11 protein-coding genes are annotated in these 14250 nt (G+C 69.4%); 8 read left to right on the forward strand and 3 right to left on the reverse strand.

Features of this window, described 5'->3' with window-relative positions; translation table 11 throughout:
- Window positions 1-5: 5 nt before the first annotated feature.
- The 3 genes from GFH49_RS25730 to GFH49_RS25740 are packed head-to-tail and all read right to left on the reverse strand — an operon-like array spanning window position 6 to window position 2542.
- Window positions 6-1748, reverse strand: a complete 1743-nt coding sequence (locus tag GFH49_RS25730; RefSeq protein WP_155058469.1) for an ABC-three component system protein — start codon at window positions 1746-1748, stop codon at window positions 6-8.
- Window positions 1726-1995: an ABC-three component system middle component 6 gene (locus tag GFH49_RS25735; protein ID WP_155058470.1), complete on the reverse strand. Its 270-nt coding sequence runs from the start codon at window positions 1993-1995 to the stop codon at window positions 1726-1728. Before GFH49_RS25735 ends, GFH49_RS25730 begins: the two co-directional genes overlap by 23 nt.
- Window position 1996: 1 nt before the next feature.
- Window positions 1997-2542 carry an ABC-three component system protein gene (locus GFH49_RS25740; protein WP_155058471.1) on the reverse strand — a complete coding sequence of 182 codons (546 nt, stop codon included), beginning with the start codon at window positions 2540-2542 and terminating at the stop codon, window positions 1997-1999.
- 219 nt (window positions 2543-2761) lie between these two features.
- Here GFH49_RS25740 and GFH49_RS40400 point away from each other — a divergent pair, with 219 nt between their 5' ends.
- The 8 genes from GFH49_RS40400 (at window position 2762) to GFH49_RS25780 (ending at window position 14239) form a co-directional block, all read left to right on the forward strand.
- Window positions 2762-4057 carry a hypothetical protein gene (locus tag GFH49_RS40400; RefSeq protein ID WP_408055954.1) on the forward strand — a complete coding sequence of 432 codons (1296 nt, stop codon included), beginning with the start codon at window positions 2762-2764 and terminating at the stop codon, window positions 4055-4057.
- Window positions 4058-4190: 133 nt separating this feature from the next.
- Window positions 4191-6284, forward strand: a complete 2094-nt coding sequence (locus GFH49_RS25750; RefSeq protein ID WP_155058472.1) for a DUF8426 domain-containing protein — start codon at window positions 4191-4193, stop codon at window positions 6282-6284.
- Entirely contained in the window at window positions 6277-7533 is a 1257-nt protein-coding gene (locus tag GFH49_RS25755) for an McrC family protein (protein WP_155058473.1), read from the forward strand. The genes GFH49_RS25750 and GFH49_RS25755 overlap by 8 nt, the downstream gene beginning before the upstream one ends.
- A gap of 77 nt (window positions 7534-7610) precedes the next feature.
- On the forward strand, window positions 7611-8738 hold the full coding sequence (locus GFH49_RS25760) for an AAA family ATPase (protein WP_196218128.1): 1128 nt from the start codon (window positions 7611-7613) through the stop codon (window positions 8736-8738).
- A gap of 10 nt (window positions 8739-8748) precedes the next feature.
- Complete coding sequence (locus GFH49_RS25765; RefSeq protein WP_155058475.1) at window positions 8749-9429, forward strand: DUF4276 family protein; 681 nt, start codon at window positions 8749-8751, stop codon at window positions 9427-9429.
- A 221-nt stretch (window positions 9430-9650) separates the two neighbouring features.
- Complete coding sequence (locus GFH49_RS25770) at window positions 9651-12128, forward strand: AAA family ATPase (RefSeq protein ID WP_155058476.1); 2478 nt, start codon at window positions 9651-9653, stop codon at window positions 12126-12128.
- A complete protein-coding gene (locus GFH49_RS25775; RefSeq protein WP_155058477.1) occupies window positions 12125-12535 on the forward strand; it encodes a hypothetical protein in 411 nt (136 codons plus the stop codon). Before GFH49_RS25770 ends, GFH49_RS25775 begins: the two co-directional genes overlap by 4 nt.
- Window positions 12536-12601: 66 nt before the next feature.
- Window positions 12602-14239 carry a hypothetical protein gene (locus GFH49_RS25780; RefSeq protein WP_155058478.1) on the forward strand — a complete coding sequence of 546 codons (1638 nt, stop codon included), beginning with the start codon at window positions 12602-12604 and terminating at the stop codon, window positions 14237-14239.
- Window positions 14240-14250 lie beyond the last annotated feature (11 nt).

A 14250-nucleotide genomic window follows, 5' to 3' on the forward strand; every position in this document is an offset into this window, starting at 1 on the left:
CCAACTCAGAAGCGGAAACCGAAGAGGCCGCCCTCCTCGCTCGCATCCGTCAGCCGTGGGTCGATGACACGGTCCTTGACGCTGAAGCCGCGCTGGACCGCCTTGGAAAGGTCGTCGGAGTTGAGGCTGACGATGTACTGCATGTCCTCCTCCTCGGCGACCTCGGCGGCCAACGTGAGCGCGGCGGCGATCTGCCTGTCATCGACGCCGTCGAAGAGGTGGCTGTCGTGCACCAGGAAGTCGGGGCCGCGTCCATGGCGGCGGGCGATGACCGCGACCGTGAGGTCGAGGCAGAAGATCACCATGTTGCCGATGCCTCGGCTGTCGCCCCGGTCGATGAACGGCGTGATCTTGAGGGAGTTCGTCCCTGACTGAATGGCGAGGTAGGCCTCGTGCTCGGGTCCGTAGAGTCTGCGGGCGTACTCGGCGAACAGCAGGATGGCCTCCCGCGTCTGGGCCTGCCGTTCGTCGAGGTCGGTGGCCATGGCTTCCTGCAGCTCCGCCCGTTTCGCCGTGATCTGCCGGGCGCTGCTCTCCAGCGCCTGGGCTGCCTCGTACCGGTGTTTGAGCGCATCGACGGACGCCTGCTTCTGGGCCAGCGCCTGCTGAAGGGCGGTCAGAGCCTCCAGGGCGCCGCCCTCATCAAGGGCTTTGAGTACGGAAGCCAGTTCCTCGCCGAGCTGTTCCCGTTCGCGTCTGCGGGCTTCCAGACGCTGCTGGATGGTGTTCATCTCGTCCGTCAGATAGCGGCGGCGGTTGCGGATGACCGAGGCGTGAGACGCCTGTACGTCGTCGAACCGTTGCCGCACCTGCTGACCGAGCGTGACTCCCAGTTCCTGGTAGGCCCGCTCCAGGTAGGTGGTGTCGGGGTCGGCGGCCTCCGACACCGACTTCTGAAGGTCCTCCAGATTGCGCCGGTCCGTGATGTCCTCATTGGGGATGGCGCGGATCCGCCGGTTGATGTCGTCCGCCCGGTTCTTGAGCTCCTCGTAAGCCGGTACGATCCGGAAGGAACCGATCTGCTCCTTGAGGCGGCTGACCTCGTTCTCGGCCAGAGCGATCTGCCCGCGCAGATCCGCCACGCTGCCGACGATGCGTCCCCACACCGGGTCGTCCACGGCTTTCCTCAGCTGTCGCCGGGTCGACTCCCGCGCCGCCAGCTCGCGGAATTCGGCGGCGAGCCGCCAGTCGAGTCCGAGCAAATAGGCGAGGTTGGCCGTGGCCTCCGCCTCCGACTGCTGCGGGAAGGTTCTGACCGCGTCGTTGAAAGCCTTGGCCGCGATGCGCCGGATCAGGAAGGACAACATCGTCCGCCCGGAGATCCCCGGATGGTCCGGGCCCAGGCCGAAGAGAGCCTGCTCGACGAGCCGATTCCACTCCGCGGTCGGGATCGCTGCCGGGCCTACGACGTCGAAGAGGCTGTCGGAGTCGTGCCGGATGTCGGGATCGAGCCGTACGAAACCCGGATCGCTGCCCTTGCGCTGCACGGTCACCTGCCCGTTGCCGGGCCAGTCCAGGGTCAGGGCGAACGTGATGCTCTGGAGTGGACGGCGGGACGTGAGGCTCTTCTTGCCCGCATTGGCGCCGAGGAGGAAGTGCAGCAGCTCGACAAGGCTGGACTTGCCCGTGCCGTTGCGGCTGTCGGTCTCGCGTGAGGTCTCGGTCGTGTCGGCGACCAAGAGGTTGATTCCCGGACGGAACGTGACCGTACGGAAGGAACCGTGGTCAGCGGAGAGTCGGCGCAGCATCCTCGCTCCTTGTCGGTACGAGCAGATCCCGCCGCAGCTCAACCGTGCCGAGCGCGTACAGGATGTCCAGACCGAGTACGAACCACTCGAACGAGACCGGGGAGTGATGGCCGAGCCGCGCGCGCTGCTCCTTGAAACGCGCCCAGGCCTGGCTGACGGTGAGGGGCTGGTCGAGGGCGAGGAGGATCTGCGCACCGACGGCCAGCAACGCGCGGTCGGGTGCGATTCCCTTCGTCGGGGTGAGCACGTCACACCTCCCCAGTGGTCGCCGGTGCCCAGCCGGACGGCGGCACGTCGAAGACGTCACAGCGCTCGAAGAAGTGCGCGATGACAACGGCTGCCGCCCATGTGGCGCGGTGGGTGACTCGCGCGTTGCCCACCACATACTGCTCCAGTCCGAGCCACAGCTCCTCGGCGTCGGAGGCCGTCTCCCGCAGCTGGTCGAAGTAGATCCGGAATCCACGGGCCACCAAGTCGTGTTCGTCCACCCGGGTGATCCCGTCGTAGTACTCGTCGACCAGGTAGCTGTGCCGCAGCGCTTTGACGAGTGTCTCTCGCACATCGTCGGTGAGACGGTTGTATTCGATCTTGTGTTGATTGACGACAGGTACCTCGGCCAGCGGCTCGGCAGTCTCCTTGCGCTGTCGCAACTGCCTCAGCAGTGGTTCGAGGTCTGCCAGCCCGATGCCGTAGGTCCGCTCGTCGATCGGGATCGGGCAGCCGAGAAGGTCCTCTGCCGCGGCCCGGTCGAGCCGCATGAACTCCTGCCAGAGCCACTGGCCGCGGTTCGTCACGGTCCGACCTCGGTCTCTGCCTCCGCGGTCCACATGGCCGGATGCCGCTCTCAGCCACGAACTGGACCAGCGACGCTATCCAGCCAATCGAACGGCCAACTCCCCTTGTGCACCAGCAAAACCTTTGAGTGAGCGAAGCAGGTCGGCCTACGCTCCGACGACGGATCACGACCCCGCCGCCCGTCGAGCGCGCGGCCCGGCCTGACAGGAGTGTGTCCTTTGCCCTTCCCGCCCGGCGACATGGTCGCCGCCTTCGGCAGGCACGTGCACTTCCAGAGCCTGGAACAGGCCCTGCGTGAACGTCATCCCGAGCTGGCCGACCGGGTCCATTTCGACGACTCGCAGGGACGGATGCTCCTGAAGGTCGCGCTGTCCGGTGGTCGATCGGTCGCCCTGGCGCACGTACGTATGGATCACGCCATCGTCTGGGCGGTGATGGATCCGGTGCTGGACAGCGAGCCGTCCCTCTGGCCGCTGGACACCCCCGACGAGGTACTCGTGGACGCCGTACACGCCCACGCCTCGGCCCATCTCACCGGGGAGCCGGTCGCGTCCCCCTGGTGCTGGCACGAGAGCGAGCCGTCCGAGATGACCGAACTGGCCGACCTCCTCGACGCGCGGGATGTACGGGTGCGGCGCGTGGCCGCGGGGAACCGGTACTTCGCTTACGGGCCGCGCCTGTCGCCGAAGCTCGACATCGTCGGCGAACGCGACGAGTCGTTCACGGAGGCCGAGTTCCCCGAGGCGTTCGTCCGCGTCTCGCTCAAGCCCACCCTCGGCTGGTTCGTGGACCTGCACAGGCCGGAGTGGGGCGGCTGGGGCCGCGTCGAGCTCGGCTGGTGCCTGGACCGCCGGCCCTCACCCACTCCTGGTGTGCCACGCACGGACGTCTCCGTGGCGGAGATCGCCGACCTGCTCTGCAAAGGGCCGGAAACCTGGGATACGGAGCCGCCCTGGGATCCGCCGCGGCACGGCACGCCAACCGCCGGGAAGTCGAGATCCGCCTTGCAGGACAGCCTCTTGGCGGACCTGCCTGTCGAGAGCGACCTCCCCGAGTGGGCGGAGGATTTCACCGAGTTCGTGGACGAGCCCGCACAGAATGGACTGCCGGAACGCCGCCAGGGCCCGCTCACCCCACGTGAGATCACGGAAGCGGTCCTCCAGCAACTCACCACCTTCGGTTTCTCGGATCTGCTGGAGGGCGAGGCCGACGTCCCGATCGAGTCCGACGCGTTCCACATCGAGTGGCGCAGCACCACCAAGGATCTGTCGGCCTCCGAGATACAGCGGCTGAACGGCCTGGCCGCGGCAGCCGGCGAGGACCTGCCCAAGCGCCTGATCGTCATCACGGGCGCCGGCCTCACCCGCCCGGCGGCGGACTTCGCTGACAAGGCCAAGGCGTTCGCCTTCTGCCTCAACCGGGCAACCGGTCGGCTGACCGCCCTCAACTCCCGTGCCCGTGAGGCACTCCTGCCTGCCGAGGCACCGGGCACACGGGAGTTGGAATCCTGGTAGTGGCTGGGCGGGAGGGGGCCCACCCAGCCGTCCCCTTCCCGGCACTATCGGCGATCCTGAACCTCTTTCAAGCTCGCCCTCAACTGCCCAGGTATGGCGCCCAGAATGCCGATGATCCGGCATGATGACCTTCATGGCGGACGAAATGGACCTACGGGCGGCAGCGGCGGCATTCGACCGGAGTAGCGCGCCGGAGACCGAGACGACCGCCGAGGACGAACGCAAACAGGTGCTCGCGCAGTTCCCCCTGGAGGAATGGGCGACACTGCCGCTGTCGGGGTATGCCCTGGGGCAGTCCGGGAGCGGGCCGACGTACTGCCGGCTGATGGAGTTCGGTACACCGAACCTCGGCAGCATCAAGGGCGGCAGCGCGGCGAAGCACATCATGTACCACCACAACTCCGGCGAGTGGCGGGTGGCCGCTCCGCTGCGCGGGATGGAGCCGCAGGACTCGTGGGAGGAGCTGCGGGGACAGTTCGTGCGGGCCTTCGAGGCCGTGGCCGCGGGGGACTTCGAGGCGGTGAACGAGTTGGAGGCGCTGCGCTACGGGCAGACCCTGGTGACCAAGTCGCTGGCCACCTACTTCCCCGAGCACTTCCTGCCCATCTACGCCGGCGAGCACCTGCGCAAGTTCGTCACGCTGCTGGACGGGGCCGCTGAAAGCGACGCACCCGCCTGGGACAGCAACCGCAGACTGCTGGAACTCGTACGATCCCGTGCCGAGTTCGATGGATGGAGCGGGCAGGAAGTCATGCACTTCCTGTACGAGAGGTTCGATCCGCGTCCGCAGCAGCGCACCATCTGGAAGATCGCCCCCGGTGAACGCGGACGGCTGTGGGACGAGTGCCGTGACGGTGGGGTGATCCGCGTCGGGTGGGACGAGCTCGGCGACCTCGGCCAGTACCAGAGCGACACCGAGCTGAAGCAGACGCTTGACGCGCACTGGCCGCGCAGCAGCGGGGGCAGCCTGACGCTTGCCCGGCGGCTGCTGGCGTTCCGAGACCTGGAGACGGGGGACCGGATCGTGGCCAACCGCGGGATGGACGAGGTCCTGGCCACCGGCACCGTCAGCGGGAACTATCGCTTCGAGGCCGACCACTCCGAGTTCCGGCACATCGTCCCGGTGTCCTGGGACGTCTCCCATGCCCGGAAACTGTCGAAACCCCAGCACGGCTGGCGGTCCACCTTTGCCAAGGTGCAGCCGACGCTCTTCGCCCGGATCACAGCGGGTCTCGCCGACGCGGGCACGGACTCCGCGGGGCCGTACACCGACGGCCCCGTCACACTGCCCGAGGATGTCGCGGGCGTGCTGGAGGCGCTGGAGCGCAAGGGCCAGGTGATCCTGCACGGGCCTCCCGGCACCGGAAAGACCAGGCTCGCACTCGGTGCCGCCCTGGCCCTCGCCGGTCGTGCGGACGCGCTCAACTCCACGCCGGGCCGGCGGGCCGCGGCCCAGGCCGAGATGCTGCGGGACGGCCGGATCCACATGGTGACCTTCCACCCGTCCTACGGCTACGAGGACTTCGTGGAGGGCTTCAAGCCTGACCTGAGCGCCACCGGCCCAGGGCTGACCCTGGCGCTCACGGACGGCGTGTTCCACAGCCTGTGCGCCCAGGCCGCCGCTCGCCCGGACGAGTCGTTCCTGCTGATCATCGACGAGATCAACCGGGGTGATCTGCCGCGGATCTTCGGCGAGTTGGTCACACTGCTCGAACTCGACAAGCGCGGCCTGCCCCTCGCCCTCTCCGTCAGCAGGCGCACCTTCTCCGTGCCGTCGAACGTGCGGATCATCGGGACCATGAACACGGCGGACCGCAGCATCAGTCACCTGGACGCCGCCGTACGCCGCCGCTTCGCCTTCCTCCCGGTCGGCCCTGATCCGGATGCCGTCTCCGGCACCGTCGGCCCTCTGGACCTGGCCGAGTTCTTCGAGTCCCTCAACACCCGCATCGCCCGGCACCTCGACGCCGACCACCAGATAGGGCACGCCTACCTGCTGCGCGACGGCGAGCCGATCGCCACCGAGGACGACCTGGCCGCCGCCTTCCACCACGAGGTGATCCCACTCCTGGAGGACTACTGCCTCGGCCGCGCCGACCTGCTGCACCGCATCCTCGGCGGCCTCGTCGACGCGGACACCGGACGTCCCGCGCTGATGTCGCCGCCGGACCTCGCCGCCGCGCTCGCGACCGAGTTCACCAGCGGCACGCCGGGCCCCGATGCCTGACCCCACCGAAGTCCGGCTCGCAGAGTACGGAGCCGTACTGCTGGGGGCTGACCAGCTCACGCCTCGGGACGTCGAGCGGCTGCGTGCCCTCCAGGCGCGCGGCTGCCTCAGCCTGGACCAGGCCCCTGCCGGGTGGCGGCTCAAGGCCGACGCGACCGTCGGGATCCTGGTGCTCGACCGCATCCGCCTGGTCATCGAGCCCAAGTTCGCCATCCCGGGCGAGCAGCTCATGAGCTGGCTCGCCTACGCCCTCGGCACGCCGACACCGCTCCCGGCGACGGCACGGCGCTGGGCCACCGGCCCGGAAGGCTACGCCGACCTCGTGGCCGCGGCCCTGCTGGAGCAGTGCGAGCAACTGGTGCGGGAGGGGCTGCGCCGGGACTACGTACGCCGCCAGAGCCTGGAACCGGTCTTGCGGGGACGCCTCGACATCGCGGCCCAGGTGTCCCGCCGTTACGGGCAACTCGATCAACTGCGCGTCCGCACCTTCGACCGGGAGACGGACATCGAGGACAACCGCGTCCTGGGAACCGCACTGCGGGTGGCCCGCACCCTGGCCACACATCCAGACCTGGTCCGCGACCTCCACGCCATCGCCGACGCGTTCCCCCAGGCTCCCACCCCCGACGCGGCGCTCCGCGCCCTGGACCGCACCCGGTACACACGCCTGAACAACCGCTACCGCACCGCGCACACCTGGGCCCGCCTGCTGCTGCGCGGCGGAGGCGTGACCGGCCTCCTCACCGACGACGGCATGACGGCGGACGGCCTCCTGCTGCCCATGCCCGCCCTCTGGGAGGCCGTCGTCCGGCGCCTGACCACCGAGGCCACCGCCCCACACGGCGGGCGCACCGTCCTCAGTAGCGGCGCGACGGGTATCACCGTCCGGGGCGACCTCGGCAGTACCTCGGCCTTCCGGCCGGATGTCCTGCTCAGCCTTCCGGGTCATGACCAGTCCGCGCGCACCCTGCTGCCGGTGGACGCCAAGTACAAGCGCTACGACCGCTATGGCGTCGGCGCCGGCGACGTCCACCAACTCCTCACCTACAGCGCCGGCTACACCCCGAGCACCGGCCCGCGCGCAGTGATCGTCCACCCGTGCTCCGGTGGGCACTCCCACCGAGTCCTCCGGGTCAGTGGACCGCAGGGCTCACTCGGGAGCATCCACGTCCTTGGTGTCGACACGCACGCATCCCCGCACCAGGCGGCCGTGTGGATCAGGTCGGCACTGCTCTGGGCCGACTGGTGATCGTCGCCCGCCCACCACACCAGGCGTCGACGCCACGCGCCAGTGCCTGACTCCGATACCTCGATACATTGATGACCATGTCACGCAGGGTTCGACGCATCACCGTCAGCGGCTACAAGTCGATCGCACAGGTCGAGCTGGCCCTGAGCCCGGTCACCGTGCTCGTCGGCCCCAACGGCGCGGGCAAGACCAACTTCATCGAGGCCGTCGAGTTGCTCGGGCGCATCGCCGACGGTGAGCTGGGTATGGAGGTCGGGCTGCGTGGCGGAGCGGTGGCCATGCTTCACGACGTGGCCAAGGGATCCGCTGGGATCGGGCTGCGCGTGGAGGCCGACGACAGCGATCTCGTGAACGCCTATGAGGCGACGTTGGTTCCCTCGCATCGGGGGGAACTGGTCTTCGGCCGTGAGGTGGTGGAGTTCCACGACAAGGCGCGTTATGAGCAGCCGCTGAAGCAAGAGATCGGCCGGGGCCACAGCGAGTCGAAACTCGCCGAGGTCGCGGAAGAGGGACCGCGCGGAGCCGGCGGTGTGGCCCGTCACACGCTGGAGATACTGCGAGGCTGCCGCGTCTACCACTTCCATGACACGACCCCCGGCGCTCCGGTGAAGCAGCCGGGATACGCCTCCGACACGGAGGTCCTGCACCCGGACGCGCGCAACCTCGCGGCGTTCCTGTTGCGCCTGCGTGAGGAGCATCCGGCGGAGTGCAAGCAGATCGTGCGTACGGTCCGTTCCGTCGCGCCCTTCTTCCGTGAGTTCGTCCTCTCCGAGGACGCGGCGGCACGCGTGCTGCTCCGGTGGAAGCAGTTCGGGTCCGACACGGTGTTCCCAGCCGACGCACTGTCCGACGGCACGCTGCGCTTCATCTGCCTTGTTGTCCTCCTGCTCCAGCCGCGACCGCCTGCGCTGCTCGTGCTCGACGAACCCGAGCTGGGTCTGCACCCCTTCGCGATCACGGTTCTGGCTGAGCTGTTCCGGTCGGCCTCCGCCCACAGCCAGATTCTCGCCGCCACCCAGTCCGTCACCCTGGTCGACCAGTTCGGGCTCGACGAACTCGTCGTCGCGGAGCGTGTGGACGGCTCGACAAGGCTGCACCGGCCCGATCCCGAGGCACTGGCAGCCTGGCTCGACAGCTACTCGCTCGGCGACCTGTGGCTGAAGAACCTGTTGGGCGGTCGTCCCCGGCCCGAGCAGGAGCGGTGAGGTCGAGGCGATGCGTCAGGTTCACGTACTGGTGGAGGGTGCGACGGAGGAGCGCCTGGTGCAGCAGGTCCTCCAACCGGAACTGATCGTGCGGGACGTCTGGGTCACCCCCGTTGCGCTCAAGACCCGGCGGGCCGCCGGTCGGCCGCACGACAAAGGTGGTGTGAGCCGGTGGCCCAAAATCGAGCACGACATCCGGGCGCTGCTGCGGAACTCGGCCGTCGACACGGTGACCACGATGCTCGACCTGTACGGGCTGCCCACCGACACTCCCGGACTTTCCGACGCCCCGGCCGTTGACGCGTACGCCCGGGTCGGTCATGTCGAGGAGGCGATGGCGCGGGTCATCGGTGACCAGCGGTTCCTGCCCTTCCTCGTCCTGCACGAGACGGAAGCGTGGGTGCTCGCCGCCGCGAACGAGCTCGCCGAGCTGGTCGCTTCGCCCAGGCTGGCCGACGTGTTGCGGTCCCATGTCGCTGCCGCGGGCGGCCCCGAGCTCGTCAACGACGGTCCCGACACAGCGCCGTCGAAGCGGATCCTGAGAGCCCATCCGGCCTACCGCAAGGTCGTGGACGGCCCCGATGCCGTCGAGCTTCTCGGCCTGGACGCCTTGCGCATCACCTGTCCCCACCTCGACGCCTGGCTGAAGCGTCTGGAATCCGGACCCGACACCAGAGACGGCTCCGCCTGACAGCCGAGACCGGCGGGTGCGGATCCGGGCGGGGCAGCAGCGGTCAAGGCACCCTCATCATGCTCGATCAAATCTGCGACATGCATACACAAATTCGAATTTAGCGGATCCCATAAGCCTGTTGACGTCGCTAACAAGTGGGCGTCATGCTCGTCATGGCAACGCTTCGCCCCACCCGTCGCGCCGCACACCCGCGCCGCGCCCGGCACAAGGAAACGAGCATGACCGAACAGACCCCCGCATCCCTCGACTCGACGCCGACCTCTCCGTCCGTGCCCGACTCCTCCGTCCGTGGCCTCCTCCTCGCGCGCCTGGACAACTCCGGCCTCGTGCCCGAGGTGCGGGAGCTGCTGCGTGAGCTGCTTCCTGACGAGCAGGTCAGGGACAGCGGCGGCCGGGCCGGGCCCGTGCATCTGCGGTCCATCACCGCGGCCGGCTGGCGGGGCATCGGTCCGCGGACCACGCTCGAACTGCCGCCGGGCCCCGGCCTGGTCGTCGTCGCGGGACCCAACGGCTCCGGCAAGTCGAGCTTCGCCGAGGCCGCCGAGACCGCGCTGACCGCCCGGAACTCTCGATGGGAGGGCCAGCGGACCACTGACTGGAAGCAGGGCTGGCGCAACCTGCACAGCCCCGACGTCACCCCCGAGGTCTCCGTCGAGCTGTCCGTGGGCGAGCGCGGTGAGACCGCCACCGTGCGACGGACCTGGTACGGCGCCAAGGTCGACGAAGCCCGCACGAAGGTCGAGGGGGCGGACGGCGCGGAGCTCAAGCTGGACGAGGTCGTCGACGCGGGCGCGCTGGAGCTGGCCCGGCCCTTCCTCCCCTACAGCGAACTCGGCTCGATGATCAACGGCTCGCTCAGCGCACTCCACGACGCCTTCTTCAAGCTCCTCGGGCTCGAACTGCTGGCCGAACTCGACAAGCGAGTCAAGGACGCGCACAGCGAGTACGACGGCATGGTCAAGCGAAGGAACGCGCTCACCGCGGAGCTGCTCGTCGAGCTGAACCTGGTGGACGACCCCAGGGCGCGCGAGGCCGCCGCCGCTCTGTCCGATCGTACGCCCGACTCGGCCCGGGTGCGTGCCCTGCTGGAGGGCCGTTCCCCGGCCGACGCGGACGAACTCGCGCGGTTGCGGGAGCGTGCGAGCCTCGCCGGACCCGACCTGGCGGAGGTCACCGGGGCCGTCGCCCGGCTGCGGGAGGCCGCCGCCACCGCCGAGCAAGCGCGGTTCGGCAGCGCCGAGGACGCCCGACGGCTTGCCCGGCTCCTGGAGGCGGCACTCGACCACCGGCGGCGGTCCGACAGCCCCGACTGCCCCGTGTGCGGCAGCGAGAACCGCCTCGACCAGTCGTGGGCCGAGCACGCGCGGGCGGAGGTGGAACGACTCCAGACCGAGGCCGCGGGCGCGGAGGCGGCCCGCCGGGACCTCGCCGTCGCGGTGCGTGCCGTCCACGACCTCATCCATCCCGTCCCCGCCCTCCTGCAGAGGGAGGCGTCGCCGCTCGCCGACCTCTGGCGTGAGTGGGCGCTGTTCCGTGGCGTCACGGATGCCGGAGAACTGGCGGACCGCGCCGAGCGCACCGCGAGGATCCTGCACGAGGCCTGCCACCAGGTCCGCGAGGAGGCTGCCGGGCGACTCGCCGAGCACGACGGCACTTGGCAGCCGCTCGCGGTGCGGCTCGCCGAGTGGCTGTCCGCCGCCGAGGCCGCGGACACCGCGGAAACCGGCCGACGGCACGCGAAGAAGGCCCGCGACTGGCTGCGGCCGATCCTCGACGAACTCAGGGACGAGCGGCTGCGGCCGTACGCGGAGCGCTCCCAGGAGATCTGGCAGAAGCTGTGCGAGCACAGCAGCGTCACCCTCGGCTCCGTGACCCTCGCCGGCACACCGAACCGCGGAAGTGTGAAGCTCGGTGTGTCCGTCGACGACATGGACGCTCCCGCCTACAGCGTCATGAGCCAGGGCGAACTGCACTCCCTCGCGCTCTCCCTGTTCATCCCGCGTGCCACGCACGAGGCCAGCCCGTTCGGCTTCCTCGTCATCGACGACCCCGTCCAGTCCATGGACCCGGAGAAGGTCGAGGGGCTGGCCCGGGTGCTCGACGCGTGCGCCCGCGACCGGCAGGTGATCGTGTTCACCCACGACACCAGGCTCCAGCAGGCCATCGCCCACCTCGGCATCGAGGCGACCGTCCTGCGAGTCACCCGGCAGACCGACTCGGTGGTCGGCGTGGAGACCCTCACGGACCCGGTGGAGCAGGCGCTCGCCGAGGCCCGGGCCGTTTCCATGGACCCGAACCTGCCTCCGGAAGTGGCCGATCACGTACTGCCCGCGATGTGCCGGGTCGCGATGGAGGCCGCGTGTCTGGAGACCGCCCGGCGCAGGCTCCGTGACGAGGAGGGACTCGGTCTGCGGGCCATCGAGGAGCGCGTCGCGTCCCTGGACCGCACCAAGCAGTACGTCTCCCTCGCCCTGCTCGGGGACGAGCGGCAGTCCGCCCGTGAGGCCGTCGAGCGGCTCCGTCCCGGAGGCTGGGCGCTGGTCGAGGCGTTCAACTCGGGCGCACACGCGCCCCTGCCGACGGTCGACGACCGCAAGGCGCTCGTGACCCGAACCAAGGCGCTCGCCACGGCGATCCGCCGCAGCCTGGCCACCAGTGGGACGAGCACCACGGGCAACGCCGGAGGTGTCCGGTGACCGCGTCTCCGGAAGCCCTCGTCACCGCCGCCGGACGTCTCCTGCGGCCGCCACCGGGGACGGTGCACACGCTGGCCCCTGGCCTGCGCGCCCGCGCCGCCGCGGTCCTGCTCCGCATGGCACTCGACCAGGCCCTGGACTCCTACTGGCGGCGGATCACCCCGTCGATGACCCGGATCGGCAAGCACCGGATGCTGTGCCTGGAGTGGTACGCGGGCCACGACACCGCCAGGAGGTGCCGCACCACCTGGTCGGCGCTAAGCGCGGCGTGCCACTACCGGACGTACGAACTGCCCCCGGCCCCGGCGGAGATCCACACCCGGCTGTTGGAGGTCACCGATCTGCTGGTGGTTCTGGGAGCGGGGCCCGAAACGACGATGCCCACCGTTCACGCACCGGTCTCCTGAACACACAGACGCCCCCCAGCCACCGCTCGTCCATGCCCGTTGATCAGTGAACGCGAGGAGTTCCTGTTGGACACCCGCCGCTACCGCATGGTCGTCACCAGCGGCCTCGACTACGTCCGAACCGGCGCGCAGGTCGACGACCGGCTGCGTCTCTGGCTCAAGGAGTCCCCGAAGAACTATGACGTCGCTGCCTTCGCTGAGGGTCGCAACGAAATAGCCCGCGGGGTCACCCTCGACCACGACTCCGCGACCGGAAGGGCCGGAGCGTACGGGCGCTGGCGGCTGCGGGAGACCCTCCCCGGCGGAACCTGGCAGACGACCCTGCTGATCCGCCAGGCCGGAGAAGACCCCACTAGGGTTCAGCTGGACGTCGAACACCTCCCGGACGACCCCGACGCCCTGCCCGTGCCCGCGAAAACACCCCGGCTCGCCCGCAGCCTTCTCGGCGTCCTGGACGCGCGCGACGGCCTCGCAGATGTGACGGCCGAGCCCCAGGTCATCGAGGCAGAGGACGTCGAGGCCGTCGTCGACGAGCTGTGCGACGAGTCCCGGCGCCTGCCGATCGTGGTGGCCAGCACCCCGTACGGGATCGACTTCGAGACCTGGCTGGAGGAAACAGTGGACCCACTGGTCCGCCCGCTGGCCGGACTGGCCGTTCTCTACGCCCTCGCGCCCGAGGCGGAGGTTCGCTTCAACCGGGTCCTGGAGTACCACCGTGTCTACGGCGGGGGCGTCCGCACCTACCTTCCGGGCTTCGACCCCGCCTGGCCCGCCGACGGACAGCGACACCGGGTGATGTCCCGCCAGGTGATCACCGAGAACCCCGCCCGTGCCCGACGGATCCTCGCCCAACTACCGCAGCGGCTTGCGGCCCGCACTCCGCTGCCGGCCGAGTTGGACTCCTTGCCGGTCATGCGGACGCGCGCCAGGAACGACTCGCAGGCCCCCGAGCTGGAAAGGCTGCGTGTCGAGAATGAGGCGCTCCTGGAAATCCTGGAGGAGGCGGGGCGGGAGCAGCGCGTCCGGGCCGACGAGATCCGTGATCTCAAGCACGAGCTGCGCAAGGCGGAGAACAACGAGACCCTGCTCATCGCCGAGTACGACGAGCAGTACCGGGAACTGCACGAGGCACGGGCACAGCTACTGGGCCTGCGGAAGCGACTGGTGGTCGTCGGCGCTGGTGAGGCCGCATACACGCCCGTCGCCATGCCGGACGACGTCCCGGAGTCCTTCGAGGAGGTCCTCGGCCGTATCGATGAGTTGCCCCACCTGCACTTCACCGGCTCCTCCAAGGTGACCCTCGAACTCGACGCGCAGGCGTACGGCTCCTCGTGGGTGCGAATGACCTGGGACGCTCTGCTGGCGCTCCGGGACTTCGCCGAGGAGGCCACCGCAGGACGCGCCGGCTGCGACTTTAAGCAATGGTGCTCGGACGCCCCCGCTGGTGTGCGTACGATCTCGCCCCGGAAGGTCGTCCGGGACGAGTCCAAGTCGGTCAAGAGCAACGCCGGTTGGCGCCGGGAACGCACTTTCCCCGTGCCCGAGCAGGTGGATCCCGCGCGGAAGGTGTTCATGGGGGCACACATACGCATCGGCGGAGGCAACACCATCGCGCCTCGGTTGCACTACTACGACGGCGCCCGCGCCGAGCACGGCATCTACATCGGGTACATCGGTCCCCACCTGACCAACACCCTGACCTGACAGGAACGATG

The sequence above is a fragment of the Streptomyces blattellae genome (assembly GCF_009709555.1).
In the GTDB taxonomy this organism is placed as follows: domain Bacteria; phylum Actinomycetota; class Actinomycetes; order Streptomycetales; family Streptomycetaceae; genus Streptomyces; species Streptomyces blattellae.

Coding starts and splice junctions, on each gene's coding strand:
- GFH49_RS25755 (WP_155058473.1), top strand. CDS start 6,277: ATGCCTGACCCCACCGAAGTCCGGCTCGCAGAGTACGGAGCCGTACTG.
- GFH49_RS25770 (WP_155058476.1), top strand. CDS start 9,651: ATGACCGAACAGACCCCCGCATCCCTCGACTCGACGCCGACCTCTCCG.
- GFH49_RS25730 (WP_155058469.1), bottom strand. CDS start 1,748: ATGCTGCGCCGACTCTCCGCTGACCACGGTTCCTTCCGTACGGTCACG.
- GFH49_RS25765 (WP_155058475.1), top strand. CDS start 8,749: ATGCGTCAGGTTCACGTACTGGTGGAGGGTGCGACGGAGGAGCGCCTG.
- GFH49_RS25760 (WP_196218128.1), top strand. CDS start 7,611: ATGTCACGCAGGGTTCGACGCATCACCGTCAGCGGCTACAAGTCGATC.
- GFH49_RS25750 (WP_155058472.1), top strand. CDS start 4,191: ATGGCGGACGAAATGGACCTACGGGCGGCAGCGGCGGCATTCGACCGG.